Genomic DNA, 24,812 nt, shown 5'->3' with positions numbered 1-24,812 from the left:
TAATGCGGTGGACGGCGCGCGCAACAGCTCCCGCCTCCGCACTGGATCGCGCATCCTCCCCCTGACACGCCGCGCGCGAGATCGAGGCCCGCATGACCCGTCGCCCCGTCCTGGAATTCTGGTTCGATTTCGCATCGACCTACGCCTACCTGTCCGCGATGCGCATCGAGCCGCTCGCGGAGGCGGCCGGCGTCGACGTGCGCTATCGGCCCTTCCTGCTCGGGCCGATCTTCCAGGCGCAGGGCTGGAACACCTCGCCGTTCAATCTCTACCCCGCCAAGGGCCGCTACATGTGGCGCGACGTGGCGCGCGAGGCCGAGCGGCGCGGGCTGCCCTTCCGTCGGCCGGACCCGTTCCCGCAGAACGGCCTCGCCGCGACGCGCGTGGCGCTTTCGGGCGCCGACAAGCCCTGGTGCGGCGCCTTCGTGCGCGCCGTTTTCCACGCTGAGTTCGGCGAGGGGCGCTCCATCGAGGAGCCTTCCGCCGTCGCGGGGCTGGCGGGCTCGGTCGGGCTCGACCCCGACCAGACGATGAAGGCGGCGAGCGCCGAGCCGAACAAGATGCGGCTTCGCGCCATCACCGAGGAGGCTCGCACCAAGGGCGTCTTCGGCGCGCCGACCTTCTTCGCGGAGGACGGCGAGATGTTCTGGGGCGACGACCGGCTCGAGCGCGCGCTCGCCTGGGCGGCGGGCGAGGACGCCTGAGACAGACAGCCGGGGGCGGGCCGCCCCCGCGAATCGCTACGGCCGAGCCTGCGGCCCAGCGTCACGTTCCGATCCGGTGCGCGGCTTGGAAAACCCGATCGCGCCCCCTGGAACCGTTCCAGCTATGGACAGACGAGCGGCGCCGTGCCAAAGGCTTCGCCGCGCGGGCGACGCCCGGTCGCATTGCGTGCGCGCGGCTGGTCATGCACTTCCCCCGGCAAGATCCGCGCGGTTGATCCGTTTCTCGTGTCCGTTCACGGCGCGAGCACGAAGACCGTTTTCGAAACCCTGCTCGGGAGACCGACGTGGCCGAGACCACCACAGCGCAAGAGCCCACCCGGCGCGACTTCCTTTTCCTGGCGACCGGTGCCGTTGGCGCCGTCGGCGTCGCCGCGGCCGCCTGGCCCTTCGTCGCGCAGCTCGCGCCCGACGCCCAGACCGTCGCCGCGGGTGCCCCGATCGAGGTCGATCTGGCCCCGATCGCCGAGGGCCAGATCGTGAAGATGTTCTGGCGCGGCAAGCTCATCTTCGTGCGCAATCGCACGCCGGCCGAGATCGAGGCGGCGCGCGCCGTGCCGCTCGACGATCTGAAGGATCCGGAGGCGGATCAGGCGCGCGTGATGGAGGGCCGCGAGAACTGGCTCGTCATCTACGGCAACTGCACCCATCTCGGCTGCGTCCCGCTCGACTTCCAGGGTCAGTACGGCGGCTGGTTCTGCCCGTGCCACGGCTCGGTGTTCGACACGTCCGGCCGCATCCGCCAGGGCCCGGCGCCCATCAACCTGCCGGTTCCGCCCTACCGCTTCGCCACCGACACGTCGATCGTGATCGGCGAGGCGGCCTGAGGCCGACCGAGCCTCGCGGCGGCGGCGCCTCGCGGTGCCGCCCCCGACGGACATCCGAACGAGAGCCGATCCGGCGAGATTGAAGCAGGCCAGAATCATGAGCTCACATTCCACGACCTACGTTCCCAAGAACGCCGCCGCGAAGTGGCTGGAGAGCCGTCTGCCGATCATCGGCCTCGTGCACTCCTCCTTCGTCGCCTTCCCGGTGCCGCGCAACCTCACCTATTTCTGGACCTTCGGCGCGATCCTGATGGTGATGCTGGTCATCCAGCTCGTCACCGGCATCGTGCTGGCGATGCACTACACGCCGCATGCCGACCACGCCTTCACGTCGGTCGAGCACATCATGCGTAACGTCGAGTACGGCTGGCTCTTGCGCTACATGCACGCCAACGGCGCGTCGTTCTTCTTCATCGCCGTCTACATCCACATCTTCCGCGGCCTGTTCTACGGCTCCTACAAGGCCCCGCGCGAGGTGCTCTGGATCCTGGGCGTGATCATCCTGCTCCTGATGATGGCCACCGCCTTCATGGGCTACGTGCTGCCCTGGGGCCAGATGTCCTTCTGGGGCGCCACCGTGATCACCAACCTGTTCTCGGTGATCCCGCTCGTGGGCGACACCATCGTGTCGTTCCTCTGGGGCGGCTACTCGGTGGGCAACCCGACGCTCAACCGCTTCTTCTCGCTGCACTATCTCCTGCCCTTCATGATCCTCGGCGTGGCCATGCTCCACGTCTGGGCCCTGCACGTCCCGGGCAACAACAACCCGACCGGCGTGCCGATCAAGTCCGGCAAGGACGCGGTGCCGTTCCACCCCTACATGACGGTCAAGGACACGTTCTCGATCGTGTGCTTCCTCGCCGTCTACGCCTGGTTCGTGTTCTACCTGCCGAACTATCTCGGCCACGCGGACAACTACGTCCCCGCGAACCCCTCGGCGACGCCGGCGCACATCGTTCCGGAATGGTACTTCCTGCCGTTCTACGCGATCCTGCGCGCCGTCCCGGATGCGCTCTTGGGCGTCATCCTGATGTTCGCGTCGATCGCGGTGCTGGCCTTCCTGCCCTGGCTCGACACGTCGCGTGTCCGCTCGGGCTCGTACCGGCCGGTGTTCAAGGTGCTGTTCTGGGGCTTCGTGGTCACCTGCCTGATGCTCGGCTGGCTAGGCTCGCGCCCTGCGGAAGGCATCTACGTGATCCTGTCGCAGATCTTCACCTTCCTCTACTTCGCCTACTTCCTGATCGCGATGCCGCTCCTCGGCCTGCTCGAGAAGCCGCTGCCGCTGCCGAACTCCATCACGGAGGCCGTGCTCGGCAAGAAGGCCGCGAGCGGGTCCGGCATGCCGGTCGGCGCCGCCGCCGAGCCTCAGTCCAAGGGCTGAGGCGAGGCTCCCGCGAGATCAGGACAAGGGTTCGTTGACCATGAAGAAGACCCTCATCATCGCCGGCGCCGTGGCGGCTTCCCTCGTCGCCTCAGCGACGTTCCCCTTCGGGAGCGCCCAGGCGGCGGGCGCCGGCGTCACCCCGCCCAAGCAGGAATGGAGCTTCGCCGGCCCGTTCGGCACCTACGACCGGGCGCAGCTGCAGCGCGGCTTCCTCGTCTTCAAGACCGTGTGCGCCTCCTGCCACGGTCTGGAGAAGGTGGCTTTCCGGAACCTCGCCGAGCCCGGCGGGCCGGAATATTCCGAGGCGCAGGTCGAGGCCTTCGCGGCGGAGTTCATCGTCGACGGCGGCTTCGACGAGTTCGGCGATCCCCGGACGCGTCCGGCTACGCCGGCCGACTTCTGGCCCTCGCCGTTCGCCAACCCGCAGCAGGCGGCCTCGGCGAACGGCGGCAAGGCCCCGCCGGATCTCTCGGTGATGGCCAAGGCCCGCACCTACGAGCGCGGCTTCCCCTGGTGGATCACCGACGTGTTCACCCAGTACAACGAGAACGGCGTCGACTACGTCGCGGCGTTCCTGAAGGGCTACGTCGATCCGCCGGAGGATTTCGATCCGGCGCTGGGCAACTACAACCTCTATTATCCCGGCCACGTCGTTGCGATGCCGAACGTCCTCTTCGACGGCGGCATCGAATATCCCCGCGACGACCAGGACCGCCCCGTCGTTCCCGAGACGGTGGAGCAGTACGCCAAGGACGTCACCGCCTTCCTGATGTGGACGGCGGAGCCGCACCTCGAATCCCGCAAGGCCATGGGCCTGCAGGTGATGGTGTTCCTCCTCGTCTTCGCCGGCCTCCTGTACTTCACCAAGAAGCGCATCTGGGCCCGCGTCGGCGGCGAGACCGAAGGTCACGCGGCCGGCTGACGGCCAGCCCGCTCGGCTCGATGATCGAAACGCGAAGGGCGCCTGTCGGGGCGCCCTTTTCGCGTTCAGGCCGCGGCTACCGACCGGACGTATGCCAGGGCGCGGGCGAGCGCCTCCTCCTCGGACAGCGTTCCGGTGTCCACCACGAGCCGCTCGCAGGCGAGCGGCTCCCACTCCCGCGCGAGCACGTCTTCCCAGCTCGGCAGCCTCTGTCCCTCGAGATCGGGGCGCCGCGCCTCGATTCGCCGCTCATGCTCGCCGGCGTCCGTGCAGACGGTCTCGATCACGACGAGCGGCACGCCGGTCCGTCGGGCGATTTCCGCGAAGGCGTCGCGCGTCAGGGCGATCGGGTTGACGCCGTCGGCGACGACCGGGAGGCCGCCGCGCAGATTGTCCTCGGCCAGCGCGTAGGCGACGACGTAGCCCGCATCCTCGGCGGGGCGGATGCGCAGGGCGGAGCGGGCGAGGGCGGTCTCGATCGAGTCGATACGCAGAAAAACCGCACCGAGCCTCGCGGCCAGTGCGCGGGCGAGCGTCGTCTTGCCGGTTCCCGGCAGGTCCGACAGGGCGACGAGGAGGGGGCGGTGAGCATTCATGCGCGCATTGCACCCCACGCCGCTCGCCCCCGCAAGCCGGCGGCGGCGCCCGCACGAACGTCCGTGCTCGCGAGCGCTACGACCGGCACGGTCTTTTGCAGTCATGGTGCGAGAACGGGGGCGACGACGCGAAAACTTCGCGCTAGCATCCGGCCCGGAGCAACCGGAGGGAGACGATAGATGGCGCGCGCGGTACTCGGCGTGATCGGCGGCTCGGGGGTCTACGACCTGCCCGGCATGGAGGACGTGCGCGAGGAGCGCGTCGTCTCGCCCTGGGGCGAGCCGTCCGACGCGCTGCGGATCGGGCGCATCGGGCAGACTGAGGTGGTCTTCCTGCCGCGCCACGGTCGCGGGCACCGGATGTCGCCCTCCGACATCAATTACCGCGCCAACATCGACGCGATGAAGCGCGCGGGCGTCACCGACATCGTCTCGCTCTCCGCCTGCGGCTCGTTCAAGGAGGAGCTGGCGCCCGGCTGCTTCGTGCTCGTCGATCAGTTCGTCGATCGCACGCACAAGCGCGAGAGCTCCTTCTTCGGCAAGGGCTGTGTCGCCCACGTCTCCATGGCGCATCCCGTCGGCCCGCGCCTGCAGGAGCGGCTCCTCGCGGCGGGCCAGGCCGAAGGCATCGACGTGCGCAAGGACGGCACCTACGTCTGCATGGAGGGTCCGCAATTCTCGAGCCTCGCCGAGAGCGTCACCTACAAGCAGCTCGGCTACGACGTCATCGGCATGACCAACATGCCCGAGGCCAAGCTCGCCCGCGAGGCGGAGATCACCTACGCCACCGTCGCCATGGTGACGGACTACGATTGCTGGCACCCCGGCCACGCGGCGGTGGACGTGGCCTCCGTCATCGCGGTGGTGAAGGCGAACGCATCGAACGCCGCGCGGCTCGTGGCGCGCGTGGCGCGGGACTTCCCCGCCGAGCACGAGTCGTGCCCCGTGGGTTCGGACACGGCGCTGGAGGTCGCCATCATGACGGCGCCCGAGATGCGCGATCCCGCCCTCATGGCCAAGCTCGACGCGGTCGCCGGCCGTGTCCTCTCCCGCTGACGAGACGAGACGCATGAGCACCACCACCAGCACGATGGAATCGCCCGTCATCTCCGACATCAAGGCCGCGATCCGCACGATCCCGGATTATCCCAAGCCCGGGATCATGTTCCGGGACATCACCACGCTGCTCGGCGACACCCGCGCCTTCCGCCGCACGGTGGACGAGCTCGTGAACCCCTATGCCGGGTCGAAGGTCGACAAGATCGCCGGCATCGAGGCGCGCGGCTTCATCGTCGGCGGCGCCATGGCCCACCAGCTCTCCGCCGGCTTCGTGCCCATCCGCAAGAAGGGCAAGCTGCCCCACCAGGTGGTGAGCGTCGCCTACGCGCTGGAATACGGCTCGGACGAGATCGAGATCCACGCCGACGCGCTGGTCGCGGGCGAGCGCGTCGTCCTCGTCGACGACCTCATCGCCACCGGCGGCACGGCGACGGCGGCGGTGGAGCTCTTGCGCAAGCTCGGCGCGGACGTCGTCGCCTGCTGCTTCATCGTCGACCTCCCCGAGCTCGGCGGCGCCGAGCGCCTGCGCGGCCTGGGTGTTGAGGTGCGCTCCCTGGTGGCGTTCGAGGGGCATTGATTTCGCTTTGAAGATGTATATGTTGAGAACAGTATTTTTATAGTTGCTGTCGATCTGTGGTTCGTGCTGTTCTCGTGAGCGTGCTGTCGTAGAAGCCGAGCTCGGGGGCAGATGGGAGAGCAGCCTTGGGCGCCGGCCGATGCGACGGACCGTCTTCGGGCACTCGCTCGCGATCCGGATTGCGAGCTTGCGCTCTCCTCCCACGCTCGTGACCGGCTCGGTCAGCGGGACCTCACGACGGCGGATGTTCTCTGGGTTCTCAAGACGGGTTTCGTGACCTCCCCGCCGCAGCAAGTCAGGTCGGTCGGGCGGTTCAGGTACCGGATCGACGGGCCGGCGCCGAACACCGGCCGACGGTCGATCCGCGTCGTCGTGATCCCGGACGAGGATCGGTGTATGCTTTTCGTCGTGACCGTCATGTGGATAGATGAAGGCTGAGCGGGAGCACCCCCATGCCATACCGGTACAGCGAATGCGGGCTCGATGACGTCCTGATCTACGGCCTCGATCCGGAGAGGTTCGTCGATGGGGAGCGCGGCATCGGGTTCCCGCGGATCGGGCGGCTACACCGGGTGATCGCCGCGGCGCTCCTGGCCCGACCTGGCCCCCTCGCCGGACGAGAGCTGAGATTCCTGCGAACCGAGGTGGGGCTCACGCCGGCGGATATCGCCTCACGTCTCGGCGTCTCCGAGCGCGAGGTGACCCGATGGGAGGCGAGCGCCGCCGCCATTCCCGAGGAGACCGATGTTCTCGTGCGGCGGCTCGTCACGGACGCGCTCGATCTGCCTGTCGTCGACATCGCCCCGCAGGCGCGCAGGGCCGACGAGGCTCCAATCCTGATCGATGGCTCGGACCCGATGAATTATCGGGTCCTCGAGCCGGAAGCTGCTCGGTAGCGGTGCCTGCACGCCGTGTTGCGAAAGAACAAACAAAGAACTACAATTCGGTGGACGGAGCGGAGGGAGCCTTGCGCGAGGCGGCGCAGGGAGCGCACAAAGACCCGACGAGCGAAGGACAGCGGAGGCGAGCATGGCCGGTGTGAACAAGGTCATCCTGGTGGGCAATCTCGGGCGTGATCCCGAGGTGCGGCGCACCAACAACGGCGATCCCATCGTCAACCTGCGGCTCGCGACGTCGGAGCAATGGCGCGACAAGGCGACGGGCGAGCGCAAGGAGCGCACGGAGTGGCACTCCGTGGTCATCTTCAACGAGGCGCTCGGGCGCATCGCGGAGCAATACCTGAAGAAGGGCTCCACGGTCTACATCGAGGGCCAGCTCCAGACCCGCAAGTGGACGGACCGCGAGGGCGTCGAGAAATACACGACCGAAGTCGTGCTCCAGCGCTATCGCGGCGAGCTGACCCTGCTCGGCGGTCGCGGCGGCGGCGGCGGCGGTGGCGGCGGCGACTACGAGGGCGGTGGCGACGATTACGGCGGCGGCGGTGGCGATTTCGGCCGCTCCTCGCCGATGGAGCGCCGCCCCGCGAGCCCGGGCGGCGGCGGTGGCGGTGGAGCCGGCGGTGGCGGCGGCGGATCGCGCTACGACGATCTCGACGACGACATCCCGTTCTGATCCCGCAAACGGAGCCCGTGCGGTCGAGGTCGCCCGGGCTCCGCGCCTTCGCGGTCGTCTCGCCTCACACCCGCTCGAGCGCCATCGCCACGCCCTGGCCGACGCCGACGCACATGGTGGCGAGCGCGAGACTTCCGTCGCGGGCGTGCAGCGCGCGGGCGGCGGTGCCGACGAGGCGGGCGCCCGACATGCCGAGCGGGTGGCCGAGCGCGATGGCGCCGCCGTGCGGGTTGACGTGCTCGGCATCGTCGGCGACGCCGAGGTCGCGCAGGGCCGCGAGCACCTGCGAGGCGAAGGCCTCGTTGAGCTCCATCACAGCGAAGTCCGAGACCGAGAGGCCGAGACGCTCGCAGAGCTTGCGCGTCGCCGGCACGGGGCCCACGCCCATCACCCGCGGCGCGACGCCCGCCGAGGCCATGCCGAGCACCTTGGCGATGGGCGTCAGGCCGAGCTCGGCGGCCTTCTCCTTCGTGGCGAGCACGAGGGCGGCGGCGCCGTCGTTGACGCCCGACGCGTTGCCCGCGGTCACCGTGCCGTTCTCGCGAAACGGCGTCTTCAGCTTGGCGAGCGCGTCGAGCGTCGTCTCCGGGCGGGGGTGCTCGTCGCGATCGACGATCTCCACGGCGCCCTTGCGTCCCGGGATCTCGACGGGGACGATCTCGCCGGCGAAATAGCCCGCCTCGATCGCCGCCCCGCAGCGCTGCTGCGAGCGCAGCGCGAAGGCGTCCTGGTCGGCGCGGGAGACATCGCACTCGGCCGCGACGTTCTCGCCCGTCTCGGGCATCGACTCGATGCCGTACTGCGCCTTCATCAAAGGGTTGACGAAGCGCCAGCCGATCGTCGTGTCGTGGATCTCGGCGGAGCGTTGGAAGGCGCTCTCGGCCTTGCCCATGACGAGGGGCGCGCGGGTCATGGATTCGACGCCGCCGGCCAGCGCGCAGTCGATCTCGCCCGCGCGGATGGCGCGCGCGGCGGCGCCGACCGCATCCATGCCCGAGGCGCAGAGCCGGTTGAGCGTCACGCCGGGCAGGGTCTCGGGCAGGCCCGCCAGCAGGAGCGCCATGCGCGCGACGTTGCGGTTGTCCTCGCCCGCCTGGTTGGCGCAGCCGAGATAGACCTCGTCGAGCGCCTCCGCGAGGGCGGGCGTGCGCGCGACGAGCGCCTTGATCGGGATCGCCGCGAGATCGTCGGCGCGCACCTTGGCGAGGGCGCCGCCGTAGCGGCCGATGGGGGTGCGCACGTAGTCGCAGATGTAGACGTCGCGCATGGCGGCTCCTCGCGAGGCTCGGGGACGGTGGGTGTCGCGAAGGATGTCGCCCGGCTGGCGCGCCGCGGTCAAGCGACGTGCGGCGGCATGCCGGATGGGGCTCGGTGCGCGAAAGTGGGGGCGCGCTCAGTCGGAGACCGGCTTGCCGCGCAGGCTCTTGGTGCGCGCGTGCTTCGTCTTCGAATCGAGCCGGCGGCGCTTGGAGGCGAGGGTGGGGCGCGTCGGCCGGCGCGGCGGCGGGCGGTAGGCGGCGCGGCGGATGATGTCGACGAGGCGCTCGATCGCGTCCGCGCGGTTGCGCTCCTGGTCGCGATGGACCTGCGCCGTGATGACGATCACACCGTCCTTCGTCATGCGCGAGCCGGCGACGCCGGGCAGGCGCGCCTTCACGCCGTCGGGCAGCGAGGGCGAGCCGAGCGCATCGAAGCGCAGCTGCACCGCGCTAGACACCTTGTTGACGTTCTGCCCGCCGGGCCCGGAGGCGCGGATCGCGACGAGCTCGATCTCGCCCTCCTCGAGGGCGATCGACGGCGTGACCTCGATCATTTGAAACTCGCGGCGAGGATCCCGATATAGGGGCGAGACGAGAGGGAGATGTGAAGGGATGATCCGTTTCATCAAGTACGACGGTCGTCAACCGCGCCTGGTGACCGTGCCGCGCTGGGCGATCGGGCTGGGCCTCGTCGCCGCCTTCCTCGTCGGCCTCCTCGTGCTGACGCTCGCCTTCGGCATCGCCCTCGTGGCCGTGCCGGTCCTGCTCGTCGCCGGCGGCGTCGCCGCCTGGATCGGCCGCGGCAAGTCGCTCGCCGGCAAGCGCGACGTCGCGCGCGCCGAGGACGGCGCCGACGCCGACCCGCTCCGTCCGCGCCCGCGGGGCGAGCGCGACGTCATCGACGTCGAGTACCGCATCGTCGATCGCGACGAGAAGCCGTGAGCAGGCTCGCCGGCACGGTCGCGAGCGCCCCATGAAGCACGCCTTCGTCCGACGTGATGCGGACGGGTTCGACGTCGATGCCGAGCTGATCGGCGACGGCCTCGGCCTGCCCGCCGAGCGCGTCGTCGCGCTTCTGCGCGAGGGCGCGATCACGAGCCGCGTCGAGCGCGGCGAGGGCGAGGATGCCGGGCGTTGGCGGCTGACCTTCTACCACGAGAGCGCGCGCTTCCGGATCGTCGTCGAGGACGAGACCGGCCGCGTGCTCACGCGCTCGCGGGTGGATCTCGGCGACGGCCCGCTCTCGCCGGACGTCCTGCGCCGCGGCTGAGGCGCCGCGCCCCGCGCCCGCCGGCTCACCCGGCCTTCATCAGCCCCGGCTCGTCGCGCCCGATGAACCCGCCGGACTGGCGCGCCCACAGCCGCGCATAGGCGCCATCGCGCGCCAGCAGCTCGTCGTGCGTGCCTTCCTCCACGATCCGCCCGTCCTCCAGCACGATCAGCCGATCGAGCGCCGCAATGGTCGAGAGCCTGTGGGCGATGGCGATGACGGTGCGCCCCTCCATCAGCCCCGTGAGCGAATCCTGGATCGCCGCCTCCGTCTCCGAATCGAGGGCGGACGTCGCCTCGTCGAGAACGAGGATCGGCGCGTTCTTGAGGATGACGCGGGCGATGGCGACGCGCTGGCGCTGGCCGCCCGAGAGCTTCACGCCCCGTTCGCCGGTATGGGCGGCATAGCCGCGCCGCCCGGCATGGTCGACGAGCTCCTCGATGAACTCGTGCGCATGGGCGAGGCGCGCGGCGCGCTCGACCTCGGCGTCGGTGGCGTCGAGGCGGCCATAGGCGATGTTGTCGCGGATCGAGCGGTGGAGGAGCGAGGTGTCCTGGGTCACGACGCCGATCTGGGCGCGCAGCGTGTCCTGCGTCACCCGCGAGACGTCCTGGCCGTCGATGAGGATCGCGCCGCTCTCCACGTCGTGGAGGCGAAGCAGGAGGGAGACGATCGTGGACTTGCCGGCGCCCGACGGGCCGACGAGGCCGACCTTCTCGCCCGGCGCGATGCGAAGCGACAGATCGTCGAGCACGCGCCCGGCCTCCGCGCCGTACTGGAAGCGCACGCGCTCGAACCGGATCTCGCCGTCGCTCACCTCGAGCGCCGCCGCGTCCGGCGCGTCGACCAGCCCGTGGGGGCGCGCGATGGTGCGCATCGCCTCCTGCAGCACGCCCACGTTCTCGAAGACGCCGCGCACCGTCTGCATGACCCAGCCCGACATCGTGACGATGCGCATGACGAGCGCGAGCCCCGCAGCGGCGACGCCCGAGGAGAGCGCCCCGTCGCGCCACAGGTAGAGCGAGAGCGTCGCCGTCGCGACGATGAGCGCGGCGTTCATCACCTGCAGCGTCGCCGTCGTGCCTGTGACGAGGCGCATCATGTCGAGGAAGGCGCGGGTATTGCGGGCGATGGCGTCCCGCACGGCCGAGCGCTCGGCCTCCGTGCGGGCGAAGAGCTTGACCGTCATGACGTTGGTGTAGCTGTCGACGACGCGGCCCGTCATGGCCGAGCGGCTCTCCGCCACGGTCAGCGACCGATCGCGGGCGCGCGGCACGAAATAGCGAAGGAGCGCCCCGTAGGCGAGGACCCAGGCGATCATCGGCAGCGCCAGCCAGATGCTGATCGAGGAGAACAGCACCACGGCGGTGACGGCGAAGATCGCCACGTAGAGCAGCGTGTCCAGCAGCGTCACCGCGATCTCGCGCACCGCCTGGCCCGATTGCAGGATGCGCGTGGAGAGCCGCCCGGCGAAGTCGCCCTGGAAATAGCTGATGTCGTGGCCGAGCGTGTAGGCGTGCGCGCGCCAGCGGATCATGTTCGTCGAGTTCGCGACGAGGATCTGGTTCTTCACCATGTCGTGTGCGAAGTTGAGCGCCGGTCGCATGACGAGGACGAAGAGCCCCACGCCTGCGAGGAGCGCGCCCTCGGTCTCGATGATCGTCGCGGGGTCGCCGTTCGAGAGCATGTCCACGAACCAGCCGATGAGCAGGTAGATCGCACTCTCCAGCGCCCCCACCAGGATCGCCACGAGGGTCAGGACGACGAACCAGCCCTTCACGGGCGCGAGATAGTGCCAGGCGAAGGGCAGGACGCCCCCGCCCGGCGGCGTCTCGTCGCGGTCGAAGGGGGAGAAGGGGTCGATGCGGCTCTCGGCCCAGGCGAAGAGCCGGGCGCGGAGCGAGGCGGGGGAGTTCGGCATGGGCGAGAGCGTCTTCCTTCGTGTCTCGAGGGTCAACTAGGGCGCGCGCATGCCGGTTCACGCGGCCATGCGCCCCACGGTCGTCCGTCGGCGGCCGCGCGGCGTGCGCGCCCGTTTCCCGCGGCCCGCTTTCGTGCTGTAACTCCCCCATGCGCTACCCGCCCGACCTGCTCGACGAGATCCGTGCGAGGCTTCCCGTTTCGGAGGTCGTGGGGCGGCGCGTGCAGCTCAAGAAGGCCGGGCGCGAGTGGAAGGCGCTCTCGCCGTTCAATTCCGAGAAGACGCCCTCGTTCTACGTCAACGACCAGAAGGGCTTCTATCACTGCTTCTCCTCGGGCAAGCACGGGGACATCTTCCGCTTCCTGATGGAGACGGAGGGGCTGAGCTTCCCCGAGGCGGTGGAGCGGCTCGCCCAGCAGGCGGGCGTGCAGCTACCCACCCCCGATCCGGGCGCCCGCGAGCGCGAGACGAAGCGTGCGGGGCTCGTCGAGGTGATGGAGATGGCCGCCGCCTTCTTCGAGGGGGAGCTGAAGGGTCGGCGCGGCGGCAAGGCGCGGGACTACCTGGCGCGGCGCGGGCTCGGCGAGGACCTGCAGGCGCGCTTTCGCCTGGGCTACGCGCCGTCGGATCGATTCGCGTTGCGCGATCATCTCGCGGGCAAGGACGTGCCCTTGGACACGATGGTGGAGGCCGGCCTCCTCGTCACCGGCGAGGACGTGAACGTCCCCTACGACCGCTTCCGCGACCGGGTGATGTTCCCGATCACGGACCTGCGCGGGCGCGTCGTCGCCTTCGGCGGGCGAGCGCTGCAGGCGGACGTGCCGGCGAAGTACCTCAACTCCCCCGAGACGCCGCTCTTCCACAAGGGCGCGATGCTCTACAATGCGCACACGGCCCGCAAGGCGGCACACGATCGCGGCACCGTCGTCGCGGTGGAGGGCTATGTCGACGTCATCGCCCTCTCGGCCGTGGGCATCCCCAACGCCGTCGCCCCGCTCGGCACGGCGCTCACCGAGGAGCAGCTCGCCCTCCTGTGGCGCATGGCGGACGAGCCGATCCTGTGCTTCGACGGCGACAAGGCCGGGCGCCGGGCCGCCTTCCGCGCGCTCGACGTGGCGCTGCCGACGCTGCCGGTGGGCAAGTCGCTGCGCTTCGCGATCCTGCCCGAGGGGCAAGACCCGGACGACCTCGCCCGCTCGGGCGGCGCGGCGGCGATCGAGCGCGTGCTTTCCGCCGCGCTCCCCCTCGTCGACGTGCTCTGGGCGCGCGAGCTCGAGGCGGGACCCACCGAGACGCCGGAGCACCGCGCGGCGCTGGAGCGGCGGCTCTTCGCGGCCGTGCGGACCATCAAGGACGAGACGCTCCAGCGCTATTTCCGCGAGGACGTGGAGACCAGGCTCGCCGCCGCCTTCGGTGCGGTAAAGCGCGGGCGCGGCGGCTACGAGCCGGGCCGCGGTCGTGGCACGGGGAGGGGAGGGGGCGGCTTTCGCGGCGGGCGCTTCGACGAGCGCCCCGGCGCGCGCCTGCCCACCGGCTTTCGCCCGAGCCCGCATCTCCTGCGCACGCGGCTGTTCGCGCCGGCACCGGCGGAGGAGGGGCCTCATCCCCGCGAGGCCGCGATTCTCGCCGCCTTCGCCACGCATCCCGGTATTCTCGAGGAACAGGCGGACACGCTGGCCGAGCTCGATTTCGCGAGCCCGGACGCGACGGCGCTCCAGCGCTGCCTCGTCGATTGCGCGGTGCGCCACGAGGGACTGTCTCCGGAGGTGGTCGAGGCGCGACTGGAGCGGGCGGGGCTTTCGCGCGCGCTCGAAACGGTGTACGAGCGCATCGTGCCGGGTCTGCGCTGGATCAGCGACCCGCACGCCGACCCCTTGCGCGTGGAAGACGCCGTGCGGCAGGCCATCCACTTGCATCGCCGTGCCCACACGCTACATACCGAGCTTCGGGCGGCAGAGCGCGCCCTCGCGGAAGACGACAGCGAGGCGAATCTGGCGTGGTTGCGCGAGATACGTGCGCAACTCTCCTCGCTGGAGGGGGCCGAGGCTCAGCGCGACGACGCGTGAGAGCCGACGAACGAAGAGATCCCCCGGCGCGGCGGGCCGAGGCGGACGGAAGCGACGGGTGACTGACGAAGCGTTCGTGCACGCGCTGCGCGGATCGCATGGTTAACGGTTCGACAAGGCGATGCGTGTTGGATGGCCGATGCCCCGGCGAGGGCGCTCGGCGCGGCACGCGAGGCCGTGACGCGTGAGCGGGACGCGTAGGATCAAGAATGGCGACGAAGACGACTGAAACCACGGATACGGCTCCCGAGCAGCAGTCGGACGGTCCGCTCCTCGACCTCACGGATGCGGCCGTCAAGCGGATGATCAAGGCCGCGCGCAAGCGCGGCTGGGTCACCTACGACGAGCTCAACTCGGTCCTGCCCCCCGACGAATTCTCCTCCGAGCAGATCGAGGACGTCCTCGGCCAGCTCTCGGAGATGGGAATCAACGTCGTCGAGAGCGACGAGGCTGAAGGCGAGGCGCAGGGCGAGGACGGCGAGGAGGAGGCCGAGGGCAGCGACCTCGTCGAGACCGCGCAGACGCGCGCCGTCGCGACGCGCCCCGAGACCACCGCCAAGGAGCCCACCGATCGCACGGACGATCCCGTGCGCATGTACCTGCGCGAGATGGGCTCCGTCGAGCTGCTCTCGCGCGAGGGCGAGATCGCCATCGCCAAGCGCATCGAGGCCGGGCGCGAGGCGATGATCGCGGGGCTGTGCGAGAGCCCGCTCACCTTCCAGGCGATCATCATCTGGCGCGACGAGCTCGTCGAGGGCCGGGTGCTCCTGCGTGACATCATCGACCTCGAGGCGACCTACGCCGATCCGGAAGGCCGCGGCGCCAATCGCGGCGAGGAGGGCGACGAGGCCGAGGGCGAGGGTGCCGACGGCGCCGCGCGTCCGCTCGGCAACGGCGCGACCAACGGTGCCGCCGCGGCGAACGCGAACGGCGCCGCCGCCGCCCGTCCCAACGGCTCCGCCGAGGGCGAGGAGGTCCAGCCGGGCGCCGCCGAGGGCGACCTCGACGACGACGACATGGAGAACAACGTCTCGCTCTCCGCCATGGAGAGCGAGCTCAAGCCGCGCGTGCTCGAGACGTTCGACCGCATCGCGGACAATTACAAGAAGCTGCGCCGCCTCCAGCTCGAGCACGTCGAGCAGCGTATGCAGAACTCGCAGCTGACCCCCTCCCAGGAGCGCAAGTACAAGAAGCTCAAGGAGGAGATCGTCGTCGACGTGAAGTCGCTGTCGCTCAACCAGAACCGCATCGATGCGCTGGTCGAGCAGCTCTACGACATCAACAAGCGGCTCCTCTCCTTCGAGGGGCGCCTGATGCGCCTCGCCGAGAGCTACGGCGTCGGCCGCGAGGACTTCCTGCGCAACTACCAGGGCTACGAGCTCGACCCGAAGTGGCTGCTTCGCGTCTCCAAGCTCGGCGGGCGCGGCTGGCGCGACTTCGCCGCCAACGGCAAGGACAACATCCACGCCCTTCGGGACTCGATCCAGTCGCTCGCCTCCGAGACCGGGCTCGAGATCTCCGAATTCCGCAAGATCGTGCACATGGTGCAGAAGGGCGAGCGCGAGGCCCGGCAGGCGAAGAAGGAGATGATCGAGGCGAACCTGCGTCTCGTGATCTCCATCGCCAAGAAGTACACGAACCGCGGCCTGCAATTCCTGGACCTGATCCAGGAGGGCAACATCGGCCTGATGAAGGCGGTGGACAAGTTCGAGTACCGGCGCGGCTACAAGTTCTCGACCTACGCCACGTGGTGGATCCGGCAGGCGATCACGCGCTCGATCGCCGATCAGGCCCGCACGATCCGCATCCCCGTGCACATGATCGAGACGATCAACAAGATCGTGCGCACCTCGCGCCAGATGCTCCACGAGATCGGCCGCGAGCCGACGCCCGAGGAGCTGGCCGAGAAGCTCGCCATGCCGCTCGAGAAGGTGCGCAAGGTCCTCAAGATCGCCAAGGAGCCCATCTCCCTCGAGACGCCGATCGGCGACGAGGAGGATTCGCATCTGGGCGACTTCATCGAGGACAAGAACGCGATCCTCCCGATCGACGCCGCGATCCAGTCGAACCTGCGCGAGACGACCACCCGCGTACTGGCCTCGCTCACGCCCCGCGAGGAGCGCGTGCTGCGCATGCGCTTCGGCATCGGCATGAACACCGATCACACGCTCGAAGAGGTCGGCCAGCAATTCTCGGTGACCCGCGAGCGCATCCGCCAGATCGAGGCGAAGGCGCTCAGGAAGCTGAAGCATCCGTCGCGGAGCCGGAAGCTGCGGAGCTTCCTGGACAATTGAGGTCGGGCTCCGGCCCGGATGGAAGGGGAACGCCCGCGGTGGGAGCCGCGGGCGTTTTACATTTGCGGCCAGGGTGTCGGGAGGCGCGAGAGACTGATCGCCTGCATCATTGGCTGCCGCGCAACTCGTCGAGGAACGCATCGAAGTCGAACGGCTCTGCGAAGCCGCTCGCCTCGCCCTCCGCGATCGCGGCGCGCAGTGCGCGGACGCGCTCTTCATAGACGAGAAGCGCCAGCGCTTCGCGCACGGCGTCCGAGGGGGAGGCGTAGCGGCCCTCGGCGACGGCGGCGTCGACGAAGGCGGCGTCGTCCTCGGAGAACTCGATCGTCTTGTGAACGGTCATGGCAGGGGTCTCCGCACCGCGCCGATAGTGCCTCGCATCGGCGAAGGCGGCAACCGCGCTGTGTCGCCTCACCGCACCTGCACCCCCTCGATCACCCCCACGTTCCGCCCGCCCGTGTCGTCCGAATCGGACGCGACCGCGAGGCCGACGAGGATGCCGGGGGCCTCGCCGAAGGCGGCGCGGTGGTCGGCGGCGAGGTCGACCTCCTCGCTGTGCCAGGTGCCGAGGGCGGCGTCCGCCGGGCGGCGGATGACGTAGACGCCGCGGCCGCGGGCGTAGGGGTTCTCCACGATCTGCCCGCGCGTGCCGACGCCGCCGAAGACGTAGACCAGGAGCCGGCCGCGGCCCGAGAGCAGCAGCGAGCGAAGGCTCGAGCGGCCGGCTTCCGCGGAGGCGCGGTCGCCCTCCGGCGCGAAGGCGAAGTAGAGGGCGAGCGCCCGGTCGTCGCCACCGCGCCGCGCGAGATCGGTGGCGGGCGGGCCCTCCTCGACGCGCCAGCGCCAGGAGGCGGCGGTGGCGTCGAAGGCCGAGGGCGGCAGGCGCTTGGCGATGACCGACGAGCTGCCCTCGGCGACGACGTCGAGCGTGTCCGCGTCGCGGGCGGCATAGGTCGTCGCGGGAATGCCGCGGAAGGTGATCGCGTCCCAGCCGGCGCTCTCGAGGTCGGGGCCGAAGGGGATCGCCGTCTGCGCCGCCGCCGGGGCGGCGAGGGCGAGGCTCAGGGCGAGGAGACCAGGGCCCAGAAGGGCACGGTGGGTGCGGGCGGTGGGCATGCTCACTCCGTGGGTCGTCGTCGTACGAGCCCGAAGCTACGGCGCGCACCCGCCCGCGGGCTCATGACATCTCCTCACGAAGCCGCGAGCGCGCTCACGCGGCGAGGCCGCGGAAGCGGCGGCGGTAGGCGCCGGGGCTGGTGCCGAGGCGGGTGCGGAAATGATGGCGCATGGTGGCGAGGCTGCCGAAGCCGGTCGCGGCGGCCACGTCCTCGAGCGTCGCCTCGGTGGTCTCGAGCAGCGTGCGCGCCCGCGCGAGCCGTTCCGCCGCGAGCCATTCGCCGGGCGAAAGCCCCGTCGCGGCCTCGAAGCGGCGCAGGAAGGTGCGCTCGCTCATGCCCGCCTCCCGCGTCATGGAGGCGATCGTGTGCGGCCGGTCGAGCGCCGTCCGCAGGCGATCGAGGAGCGGGCCGAGCCGCGCCCCCTCGCGCGCCCGCGGCACGGGTGCCTCGACGAATTGCGCCTGCCCGCCCTCGCGATGGGGCGGCACGACGAGCCGGCGCGCCACCCTGTTCGCGGCCTCGGCGCCGTAGTCCCGGCGGATCAGGTGGAGGCACAGGTCGATGCCGGCCGCGCTGCCGGCGGCGGTGAGGACCGAGCCCTCGTCGACGTAGAGCACGTCGGGGCGCACCGTCAGGTCCGGATGGGCGGCGGCCAGCGCATCGGCGTAGCGCCAATGGGTGGTGCAGGTGCGCCCGGTGAGCAGCCCCGCGGCGGCGAGCACGAACACGCCCGAGCAGAGCGACATCACCCGCGCACCGCGGGCGTGGGCGCGCACCAGCGCCTCGGTGATGGCCGCGGGCACCGGCGCGTCGATGCCGCGCCAGCCGGGCACGACGATGGTGCCCGCCGCCTCCAGGAGCTCCGGCCCGCCGTCGCAAGAGATGGTGATGCCGCCCGTCGCCCGAAGCGGGCCGGGCTCCGCGGCGGCGACGGCGAAGCGGTACCAGCGCTCCCCCATCTCCGGTCGCGGCAGGCCGAATATCTCCACGGCGACGCCGAACTCGAAGGTGCACAGCCCGTCATAGGCGAGCGCGACGACGAGCGGGTTCGCCGGTGGCGAGGAGGAAGCGGGCGGGATCGGCGCGTTTGGCATGATTTCGACGCTAGTCGGCGATCGCGCCGCTCGCAAGCGGCGAGCGCGCCGGGCAGGGTGTGGGCATCGATCCCACCGGAGACCTACCCCATGACGAACGAAGTCACCCGCATCCCCGCCGCGCCCCCGACCGAGGCGGCGGCGCATTTCGGGGCGAAGCTCGCCTTCGAGACGGATTGCGACGACGTCCACACCGCGCTCGCCGCCGGTGCTCCCGGCTTCGTCCTCTTCGACGTACGCGGGCCGAACGCCTATGGCCGCGGCCACCTGCCGGGCGCGGCGAACCTGCCGCGCAAGGAGATTACGGCCGAGCGGCTGGCGGCGATCCCCGCCGAGACGCCGATCGTCGTCTATTGCGCCGGCCCGCATTGCAACGGAGCGGACAAGGCCGCGCTCGCGCTCGCGCGCCTGGAGCGACCGGTGAAGATCATGATCGGAGGCGTCACCGGCTGGCTCGACGAGGGATTTCCGCTGGTCGACGGCCCGCAGCCCGGATCGCTCCCGGTGGTGTGATACCACTTCTAAAGCTATTCCTGGTCAGCTTACTCTGGATCGTATTCCAGGGGCTGATTCATGAATCCACTGATCGCGCTCGCGCTCCAGCTCGTGCCGGACGTCGCCAAGGCCTTCGCCGGCGACCGAGCCGGGCAGGTCGCCGCCTCCGTCGGCACTGCCGTCGCGGAGGCGGCGGGCACGTCCGACGCCCAAGCCGCGCAGATCGCGTTGGCGCAGGACCCGGCCAAGCTCGCGGACCTGCGCATCAAGCTCGCGCAGATCGCGGCCGACGCGGAGACCGCGCGGCGGGCGAACGACCTCGACGAGCTCAAGGCGCAGATCGCCGATACCGAGAGCGCGCGCGCCACCTTCGCCGAGCTCGCCAAGGCGGGCAACGCCGTGGGCTTCGCGCCGGTGGTCATCTCGGTCATCGTCACGGTCGGCTTCTTCGTCATGCTGATCTGGCTCTTGGTGCGCGAGCCGACGCTGACGACGGATTCGGCGGTGCTGCAGCTCATCAACATCACCATCGGTGCGCTCACCGCTGCCTTCGCCACGGTGGTGAACTTCTGGCTCGGCTCCTCGCACGGCTCGCGCATCAAGGACCAGATCTCGGCGACGCTCCAGGCGCAGGCGACGTCTGGCGGCTCGCAGCGGATCGCGGCGGCGCTCGCCGGCCATTCCGCCAAGATTGACACGGCGGTGCAGGCCTTCCGCAACCCGCCTCCGCCGCCGGCGGCTCCTGCGGCTCCACCGCCCGCGCCGTCCGCTCCCGCGGCGCCGGCTCACGCTCCCGCCCCGACGCAACCCCCCACCCCCTCCGATGCGGACGCGCGCTTCGACGCCTGCGTCACCATCGTCCTGCAGATGGAGGGCGGCTATGTCGACGATCCGGCGGACCCCGGCGGCGCCACGAACATGGGCATCACCCTCAATACGCTACGCGACTGGCGTCACGATCCGAGCCTCGGCCCCGCCGACGTGAAGGCGCTCGGCGTCGAGGAGGCCAAGGCCATCTACAAGGCGAATTACTGGGACGTGATGCAGTGCGACGGCCTGCCGGCGGGCGTCGATCTCAGCGTCTTCGATTTCGGCGTCAATGCCGGGCCGAGCCGCTCTGTGAAGCTGCTGGAAAGCCTCGTCGGCACGACGCAGGACGGGATCATGGGCCCGCAGACGCGCGCCGCGACGGCCGCGCAGAACGCGCCCGACCTCATCCGCCGCTTCGCCGACGGCCGCCTGTCCTACTACCGGTCGCTGTCCACCTGGGACCATTTCGGCGCGGGCTGGACGAACCGGACGAACACGATCGAGAAGGACGCGCTCGCCATGGCCGGCGCAGGCTGACGTTCGCCGCGTCCGTCCTCACGCCGACGCGTCGCGCCAGGGCACGACGTCGCCCGGCAGGCGCCGGCCGAGGACGTCGAGCACGTAGGCGAGGAGGAGCGTCACCACCACCGTCGCCGTGGCGAGCGCCGCGGCGGCGGGGGAGTTGCCTTCGTATTGCAGCGAGAAGACGACGACGCCCAGCGTCTCCGCGCCCGACGACCAGAGCAGGGCGGAGACCGTGAGCTCGTTGAAGGCGGTCATGAAGATGAGGAGGCCGCCTGCCACCGCCGCCGGCGCCGCGACGGGCAGGATGATCGAGAACAGCCGCCGGAAGGCGCGCGCGCCGGCGATGCGCGCGGCCTCGTCGAGGGCGGGCTCGATCGTCTCCAGGCTCGCCGTCACGGGCCTGAGCGCCAGCGTCATGAAGCGCGCGAAATAGGCGAAGAGGATGATCCAGAGCGAGTTGTACACCGACACGCCGAGGATCGGCAGCGGCGGCAGGAAGACGAGGATCGCGCCGATGGCGAGCACGGTGCCGGGGATGGCGTAGGGCGTGTCCGCCACGAGATCGAGCGCGCGCGCCGCCGCCATCCGGCGCATCACCGCGAGATAGGCGAGCGGCACCGCGACGAGCCCGGCCGCCAGCGCGGTGGCGCCCGCGAGGAGGAACGAGTTCGCGAAGGCGCGCCGCGTCGTCTCGTTGCCGATCACGGCGAAGCGGTAGTGGTCGAGCGTGAGCGTCTCGAGCGACAGGCGCACGCCCACGGCCGGCGTGAACGAGGCGGCGAGAAGGGCGGCGAGCGGCAGGAAGGACACGAGCACGAGCACCGCCCAGATCGCGCTCTCCACCGGCACGCGCGCGCGCCCGAGCGGGAAGGGGGCGAGCATGGCGCTCGCGCGCTCGACGCGCGCATGCATCCGCGCCGCGACGAGGGCGCGCAGCACAAGCCCCGCCACCGCGACGAGGACGAGGATCAGCGCGATGGCCGCGACCTCGCCGAGAACCGAGGGCCCGAAGCCGTTGAGCCGCTGGTAGATCAGCGTGGTCAGCATCGTGTAGCGCCCGGGAATGCCGAGGAGCGCGGGGACGCCGAAATTGCCGATGGCCGAGACGAAGGCGAGCGCCGCGCCCGCGATCAGCGAGGGCATGGCGAGCGGCACGACGATCCTCAGCGTCGCGACGAGCGGGCGCGCGCCCGAGATGCGCGCCGCCTCCACGAGGTCGCGCGGGATCGCGCGCAGGCCCGCGCGCACGGCGAGGAAGACGAGAGCGGCATGCTCGACGCCCATGACGAGGACGATGCCGCCGAGCGAATAGAGCGGGTTCGTCGTGCCCGGCGGGCTCGCGAGGCCGAGCGGGCGCAGGATGGGGGAGGTGGGGCCGATCAGCTCGATCCAGGCGAGCGCCGTGATCTGCGAGGGCACGAGGAGCGGTAGCAGCAGCGCGAAGGTCAGCGCCGTCTTGGCCCGCACGTTGGTGAGCGCGACCAGGAACGCCATCGACCCGCCGAGCAGGATCGAGACGAGGGTCGCGAGGCTGCCGGCCTCGAGCGTGTTCCACAGCGCGCGGGAGGTCGAGCGCGAGGCCCATTGGTCGCGCAGGATGCCGAGCGTCTCGCCGGCCGCGTTGGCGCCCATCCCCTCGACGAGGAGCCGCCCCAGCGGCCAGAGCGTGAAGATCCCGAGGTAGATGGCGACGAGGACGAGGAGGATCGTCTCGCCGGAGGGAGGGCGCAGGCGCGCCGGGAGGGGCGCGCGCAGGCGTGCGGTGTCGGTCGCCTGCGCGCGCATGACGGCTCAGCCGCCGAACAGGTCGGCGAAGGCGCGCTTGTTGGCCTCGTCGTCCGCGATCATCTGGTCGAGGTCGGCCTCGAGGATCGTCAGCTGCGAGGGAGCCGGACGGCCCTCGGGCAGCTCGACGCCGTCGATGAGCGGGATGTAGCCCTGCGCGGCGGAGAGGCGCTGGCCGGCCTCCGACAGCGTCCAGTCGACGAAGGCCTGCGCGGCCTCCATGTTGTCCGTGCCCTCGACGATGGCGACCGGCTCGGTGATGGCGGAGACGCCCTCGGACGGGAAGACGAAGTCCACCGGCGAGCCGTCGGCCTTGGCGTTGAGCGGCATGAAGTCGACGATGATGCCGTAGGCCTTCTCGCCGCGGGCGACCGCCTCGAGCACGCCGCCGTTGCCGCGCCCGGCGATGGCGCCGTTCTCGGCCAGCGTCTCGTAATAATCCCAGCCGAACTCGGGCTGCTGCACCATGGTGCCGACGTGATAGACGGCGGCGCCCGAATAGAGCGGGCTCGGCATGGTCAGCGAGGCGGCGGCCTCGGGCGCGGTCAGGTCCATCCACGAGGTCGGCGGCGTGTCGACGAGCTCGGTGTTGTAGACGATGCCGGTCGTGATCAGCTTCGTGCCGAAGAAGGTCATGTCGGGGTCGATGACGGCGGAGGGCAGGCCCTCGACCGGCGCGTCCGCGTAGGCGGCGAGGCGGCCGTCGGCCTTCAGCCGCGTCATGGCGACGGCGTCGGCGATCAGCAGCACGTCGGCGGGCGTGGAGCCGGCGGCGAATTCCGCCTGGAGGCGGTTCACCACCTCGGTCGTGCCCGAGCGGAAGACCTCGACCTCGATGTCCGGATACGCCTCGTTGAAGGCGCTCACGATCGTGTCCATCTGCTCCGTCGGCTGCGAGGTGTAGATGGTCAGCGGGCCGGATTGGGCGAGCGCGAACGTCGAGACCGACGCGAGCGCGAGGCCGGCGATCACGGGACGCAGGATCGTCTTCATGGGGAACCTCGTCGAGCTGGTGTTGGAGCGCGCGGTGACGCGCATCGACGCTGGCGGTAGCAAGCGCCTGTGACGCTCGGGTGACAGGAAATGTACGTACATGCCCTTCGGTCATGGGGAAAGCCCCCGTCGTCGCAGCGCGGGGACCACGCCTTGACGCGGCGCTCCGCACGCGTCACCTCTCTGGTGCCTGCCGGCACCATCTCCCGCCGCACGATCCGGACGCGTCCATGAGCCTCCTCGCCCTCGCCGATCGCACGAATTCCGGCCCTGCCTCCCGGCACATGACGGTGGGCGTCAGAATCGGTCACGTCCAGGTGGGCGGCGGCGCGCCGATCGTCGTGCAGTCCATGACGAACACCGACACGGCGGACGTCGACGCCACGGTGGCGCAGGTGGCCAAGCTCGCGCTCGCGGGCTCCGAGATCGTGCGCATCACGGTCGATCGCGACGAGGCGGCGGCGGCCGTGCCGAAGATACGCGAGCGGCTCGACCGCATCGGCTGCGACGTCCCGCTCGTGGGCGATTTCCACTATATCGGCCACAAGCTGCTGGCCGATCACCCAGCTTGTGCCGAGGCGCTGGCGAAGTACCGCATCAACCCGGGCAATGTCGGCTTCAAGGACAAGAAGGACCGGCAATTCTCGATGATCGTCGAGAAGGCGATCGAGCACGGCAAGGCCGTGCGCATCGGCGCAAACTGGGGCTCGCTCGACCAGGAGCTGCTCACGCATCTCATGGATCTGAACGCCGCCGAGCCCGCGCCGCTGCCGGCGGGCGCCATCACCCGCGAGGCGATGGTGCAGTCCGCCCTGCTCTCGGCTGAGCGCGCCGAGGAGATCGGGCTTCCCAAGGACCGCATCGTTCTCTCCGCCAAGGTCTCCAACGTCCAGGATCTCGTCGCCGTCTATCGCGAGCTCGCGCGGCGCTCGGACTACGCGCTCCATCTCGGGCTCACCGAGGCCGGCATGGGCTCGAAGGGCATCGTCGCGTCCTCGGCGGCGCTGGGCGTGCTCCTGCAGGAGGGGATCGGCGACACGATCCGCTTCTCGCTGACGCCGGAGCCCGGCGGCGACCGCACGCTCGAGGTGAAGGCGGCGCAGGAGCTCCTGCAGACGATGGGCTTTCGCACCTTCGTGCCGCTCGTCGCCGCCTGCCCGGGCTGCGGGCGCACGACCTCGACGGTGTTCCAGGAGCTCGCCCGCGACATCCAGCACTGGATCGACGCGTCCATGCCCGGCTGGCGCACGACGCATCCCGGCGTCGAGGCGCTCAACGTGGCCGTCATGGGCTGCATCGTGAACGGACCGGGCGAATCGAAGCACGCCGACATCGGCATCTCGCTGCCCGGCACCGGCGAGGCGCCGGCGGCGCCCGTCTTCATCGACGGGAAGAAGGCCGTGACCCTGCGCGGCGCCTCCATCGCCGACGACTTCAAGGCGCTCGTCGTCGACTACATCGAGCGCCGCTACGGCGCAGGGGACCGCTCCGCCGCCGAGTGAACGACGACGGGCGGCAGGCAG

Annotated in this window: 25 protein-coding genes; 16 read left to right on the top strand and 9 right to left on the bottom strand. The window is 70.5% G+C overall.

What is annotated here, in order from left to right; all coding sequences use genetic code 11:
- Positions 1–92 precede the first annotated feature (92 nt).
- The 4 genes from IEX89_RS03795 to IEX89_RS03780 all read left to right on the top strand — a co-directional run bounded on the left by IEX89_RS03795 (position 93) and on the right by IEX89_RS03780 (position 3,855).
- The gene (locus IEX89_RS03795) at positions 93–704 is read left to right on the top strand and encodes a 2-hydroxychromene-2-carboxylate isomerase (RefSeq protein ID WP_188909740.1); all 612 of its coding nucleotides are present in this window, start codon (positions 93–95) and stop codon (positions 702–704) included.
- Positions 705–1,009: 305 nt separating this feature from the next.
- Positions 1,010–1,549 carry a ubiquinol-cytochrome c reductase iron-sulfur subunit gene (gene petA / locus IEX89_RS03790; RefSeq protein WP_188909738.1) on the top strand — a complete coding sequence of 180 codons (540 nt, stop codon included), beginning with the start codon at positions 1,010–1,012 and terminating at the stop codon, positions 1,547–1,549.
- A 97-nt stretch (positions 1,550–1,646) separates the two neighbouring features.
- Positions 1,647–2,930: a cytochrome b gene (locus IEX89_RS03785; RefSeq protein ID WP_188909736.1), complete on the top strand. Its 1,284-nt coding sequence runs from the start codon at positions 1,647–1,649 to the stop codon at positions 2,928–2,930.
- Between the two features lie 40 nt (positions 2,931–2,970).
- On the top strand, positions 2,971–3,855 hold the full coding sequence (locus tag IEX89_RS03780) for a cytochrome c1 (RefSeq protein ID WP_188909734.1): 885 nt from the start codon (positions 2,971–2,973) through the stop codon (positions 3,853–3,855).
- A 65-nt stretch (positions 3,856–3,920) separates the two neighbouring features.
- Here IEX89_RS03780 and IEX89_RS03775 read toward each other — a convergent pair whose 3' ends face one another.
- Positions 3,921–4,451: a P-loop nucleotide/nucleoside kinase family protein gene (locus tag IEX89_RS03775; RefSeq protein ID WP_188909732.1), complete on the bottom strand. Its 531-nt coding sequence runs from the start codon at positions 4,449–4,451 to the stop codon at positions 3,921–3,923.
- 180 nt (positions 4,452–4,631) lie between these two features.
- On the opposite strand from IEX89_RS03775, the gene IEX89_RS03770 reads away from it, so the two are divergent.
- The 5 genes from IEX89_RS03770 (at position 4,632) to ssb (ending at position 7,659) form a co-directional block, all read left to right on the top strand.
- Positions 4,632–5,507 (top strand): S-methyl-5'-thioadenosine phosphorylase, encoded by an 876-nt coding sequence (locus IEX89_RS03770; RefSeq protein ID WP_188909730.1) that lies wholly within the window; start codon positions 4,632–4,634, stop codon positions 5,505–5,507.
- A 34-nt stretch (positions 5,508–5,541) separates the two neighbouring features.
- Positions 5,542–6,087, top strand: a complete 546-nt coding sequence (locus tag IEX89_RS03765) for an adenine phosphoribosyltransferase (RefSeq protein WP_188910075.1) — start codon at positions 5,542–5,544, stop codon at positions 6,085–6,087.
- Positions 6,088–6,198: 111 nt separating this feature from the next.
- On the top strand, positions 6,199–6,525 hold the full coding sequence (locus IEX89_RS24715; protein ID WP_188909728.1) for a DUF4258 domain-containing protein: 327 nt from the start codon (positions 6,199–6,201) through the stop codon (positions 6,523–6,525).
- A gap of 14 nt (positions 6,526–6,539) precedes the next feature.
- Positions 6,540–6,983, top strand: coding sequence for a helix-turn-helix domain-containing protein (locus IEX89_RS03755; protein WP_188909726.1), 444 nt, complete (start codon positions 6,540–6,542; stop codon positions 6,981–6,983).
- 133 nt (positions 6,984–7,116) lie between these two features.
- Positions 7,117–7,659, top strand: coding sequence for a single-stranded DNA-binding protein (ssb, locus tag IEX89_RS03750; RefSeq protein ID WP_188909724.1), 543 nt, complete (start codon positions 7,117–7,119; stop codon positions 7,657–7,659).
- A gap of 64 nt (positions 7,660–7,723) precedes the next feature.
- Here the strand turns inward: ssb and pcaF are convergent, their stop codons facing one another.
- Entirely contained in the window at positions 7,724–8,926 is a 1,203-nt protein-coding gene (gene pcaF, locus IEX89_RS03745; protein WP_188909722.1) for a 3-oxoadipyl-CoA thiolase, read from the bottom strand.
- Positions 8,927–9,052: 126 nt separating this feature from the next.
- Complete coding sequence (gene arfB / locus IEX89_RS03740; RefSeq protein ID WP_188909720.1) at positions 9,053–9,472, bottom strand: alternative ribosome rescue aminoacyl-tRNA hydrolase ArfB; 420 nt, start codon at positions 9,470–9,472, stop codon at positions 9,053–9,055.
- 58 nt (positions 9,473–9,530) lie between these two features.
- On the opposite strand from arfB, the gene IEX89_RS03735 reads away from it, so the two are divergent.
- On the top strand, positions 9,531–9,860 hold the full coding sequence (locus IEX89_RS03735) for a hypothetical protein (RefSeq protein ID WP_188909718.1): 330 nt from the start codon (positions 9,531–9,533) through the stop codon (positions 9,858–9,860).
- Between the two features lie 31 nt (positions 9,861–9,891).
- Positions 9,892–10,188: a DUF6522 family protein gene (locus IEX89_RS03730; RefSeq protein ID WP_188909716.1), complete on the top strand. Its 297-nt coding sequence runs from the start codon at positions 9,892–9,894 to the stop codon at positions 10,186–10,188.
- Positions 10,189–10,213: 25 nt separating this feature from the next.
- Here the strand turns inward: IEX89_RS03730 and IEX89_RS03725 are convergent, their stop codons facing one another.
- Positions 10,214–12,109 carry an ABC transporter ATP-binding protein gene (locus IEX89_RS03725; protein ID WP_188909715.1) on the bottom strand — a complete coding sequence of 632 codons (1,896 nt, stop codon included), beginning with the start codon at positions 12,107–12,109 and terminating at the stop codon, positions 10,214–10,216.
- Between the two features lie 149 nt (positions 12,110–12,258).
- On the opposite strand from IEX89_RS03725, the gene dnaG reads away from it, so the two are divergent.
- Together dnaG and rpoD are read left to right on the top strand one after the other, a co-directional pair.
- Positions 12,259–14,175 carry a DNA primase gene (dnaG, locus tag IEX89_RS03720; protein WP_188909713.1) on the top strand — a complete coding sequence of 639 codons (1,917 nt, stop codon included), beginning with the start codon at positions 12,259–12,261 and terminating at the stop codon, positions 14,173–14,175.
- A 209-nt stretch (positions 14,176–14,384) separates the two neighbouring features.
- On the top strand, positions 14,385–16,469 hold the full coding sequence (rpoD, locus tag IEX89_RS03715) for an RNA polymerase sigma factor RpoD (RefSeq protein ID WP_188909711.1): 2,085 nt from the start codon (positions 14,385–14,387) through the stop codon (positions 16,467–16,469).
- A 106-nt stretch (positions 16,470–16,575) separates the two neighbouring features.
- Here rpoD and IEX89_RS03710 read toward each other — a convergent pair whose 3' ends face one another.
- The 3 genes from IEX89_RS03710 to ftrA form a co-directional block, all read right to left on the bottom strand.
- Complete coding sequence (locus tag IEX89_RS03710) at positions 16,576–16,812, bottom strand: type II toxin-antitoxin system ParD family antitoxin (RefSeq protein WP_188909709.1); 237 nt, start codon at positions 16,810–16,812, stop codon at positions 16,576–16,578.
- A gap of 68 nt (positions 16,813–16,880) precedes the next feature.
- On the bottom strand, positions 16,881–17,585 hold the full coding sequence (locus tag IEX89_RS03705; protein WP_244645094.1) for a DUF3047 domain-containing protein: 705 nt from the start codon (positions 17,583–17,585) through the stop codon (positions 16,881–16,883).
- Positions 17,586–17,679: 94 nt separating this feature from the next.
- On the bottom strand, positions 17,680–18,681 hold the full coding sequence (ftrA, locus tag IEX89_RS03700) for a transcriptional regulator FtrA (RefSeq protein WP_188909705.1): 1,002 nt from the start codon (positions 18,679–18,681) through the stop codon (positions 17,680–17,682).
- Positions 18,682–18,771: 90 nt separating this feature from the next.
- Here ftrA and IEX89_RS03695 point away from each other — a divergent pair, with 90 nt between their 5' ends.
- Both IEX89_RS03695 and IEX89_RS03690 read left to right on the top strand, forming a co-directional pair.
- The gene (locus IEX89_RS03695) at positions 18,772–19,194 is read left to right on the top strand and encodes a rhodanese-like domain-containing protein (protein ID WP_188909703.1); all 423 of its coding nucleotides are present in this window, start codon (positions 18,772–18,774) and stop codon (positions 19,192–19,194) included.
- Between the two features lie 60 nt (positions 19,195–19,254).
- A complete protein-coding gene (locus IEX89_RS03690; protein ID WP_188909701.1) occupies positions 19,255–20,523 on the top strand; it encodes a glycoside hydrolase family 108 protein in 1,269 nt (422 codons plus the stop codon).
- Between the two features lie 18 nt (positions 20,524–20,541).
- On the opposite strand, the gene IEX89_RS03685 is transcribed toward IEX89_RS03690, so the two are convergent.
- Both IEX89_RS03685 and IEX89_RS03680 read right to left on the bottom strand, forming a co-directional pair.
- Positions 20,542–22,296: an ABC transporter permease gene (locus IEX89_RS03685; protein WP_188909699.1), complete on the bottom strand. Its 1,755-nt coding sequence runs from the start codon at positions 22,294–22,296 to the stop codon at positions 20,542–20,544.
- Between the two features lie 6 nt (positions 22,297–22,302).
- Complete coding sequence (locus IEX89_RS03680) at positions 22,303–23,289, bottom strand: ABC transporter substrate-binding protein (protein ID WP_188909697.1); 987 nt, start codon at positions 23,287–23,289, stop codon at positions 22,303–22,305.
- Positions 23,290–23,519: 230 nt separating this feature from the next.
- Between IEX89_RS03680 and ispG the strand changes: the two genes are divergently transcribed.
- On the top strand, positions 23,520–24,791 hold the full coding sequence (gene ispG / locus IEX89_RS03675) for a flavodoxin-dependent (E)-4-hydroxy-3-methylbut-2-enyl-diphosphate synthase (RefSeq protein WP_188909695.1): 1,272 nt from the start codon (positions 23,520–23,522) through the stop codon (positions 24,789–24,791).
- Positions 24,792–24,812: the final 21 nt, after the last annotated feature.

Origin of the sequence: Salinarimonas ramus, from assembly GCF_014645695.1 — a bacterium.
GTDB classification, from domain to species: Bacteria; Pseudomonadota; Alphaproteobacteria; order Rhizobiales; family Beijerinckiaceae; genus Salinarimonas; species Salinarimonas ramus.
This window is presented reverse-complemented; position numbering and strand designations above follow the sequence as displayed.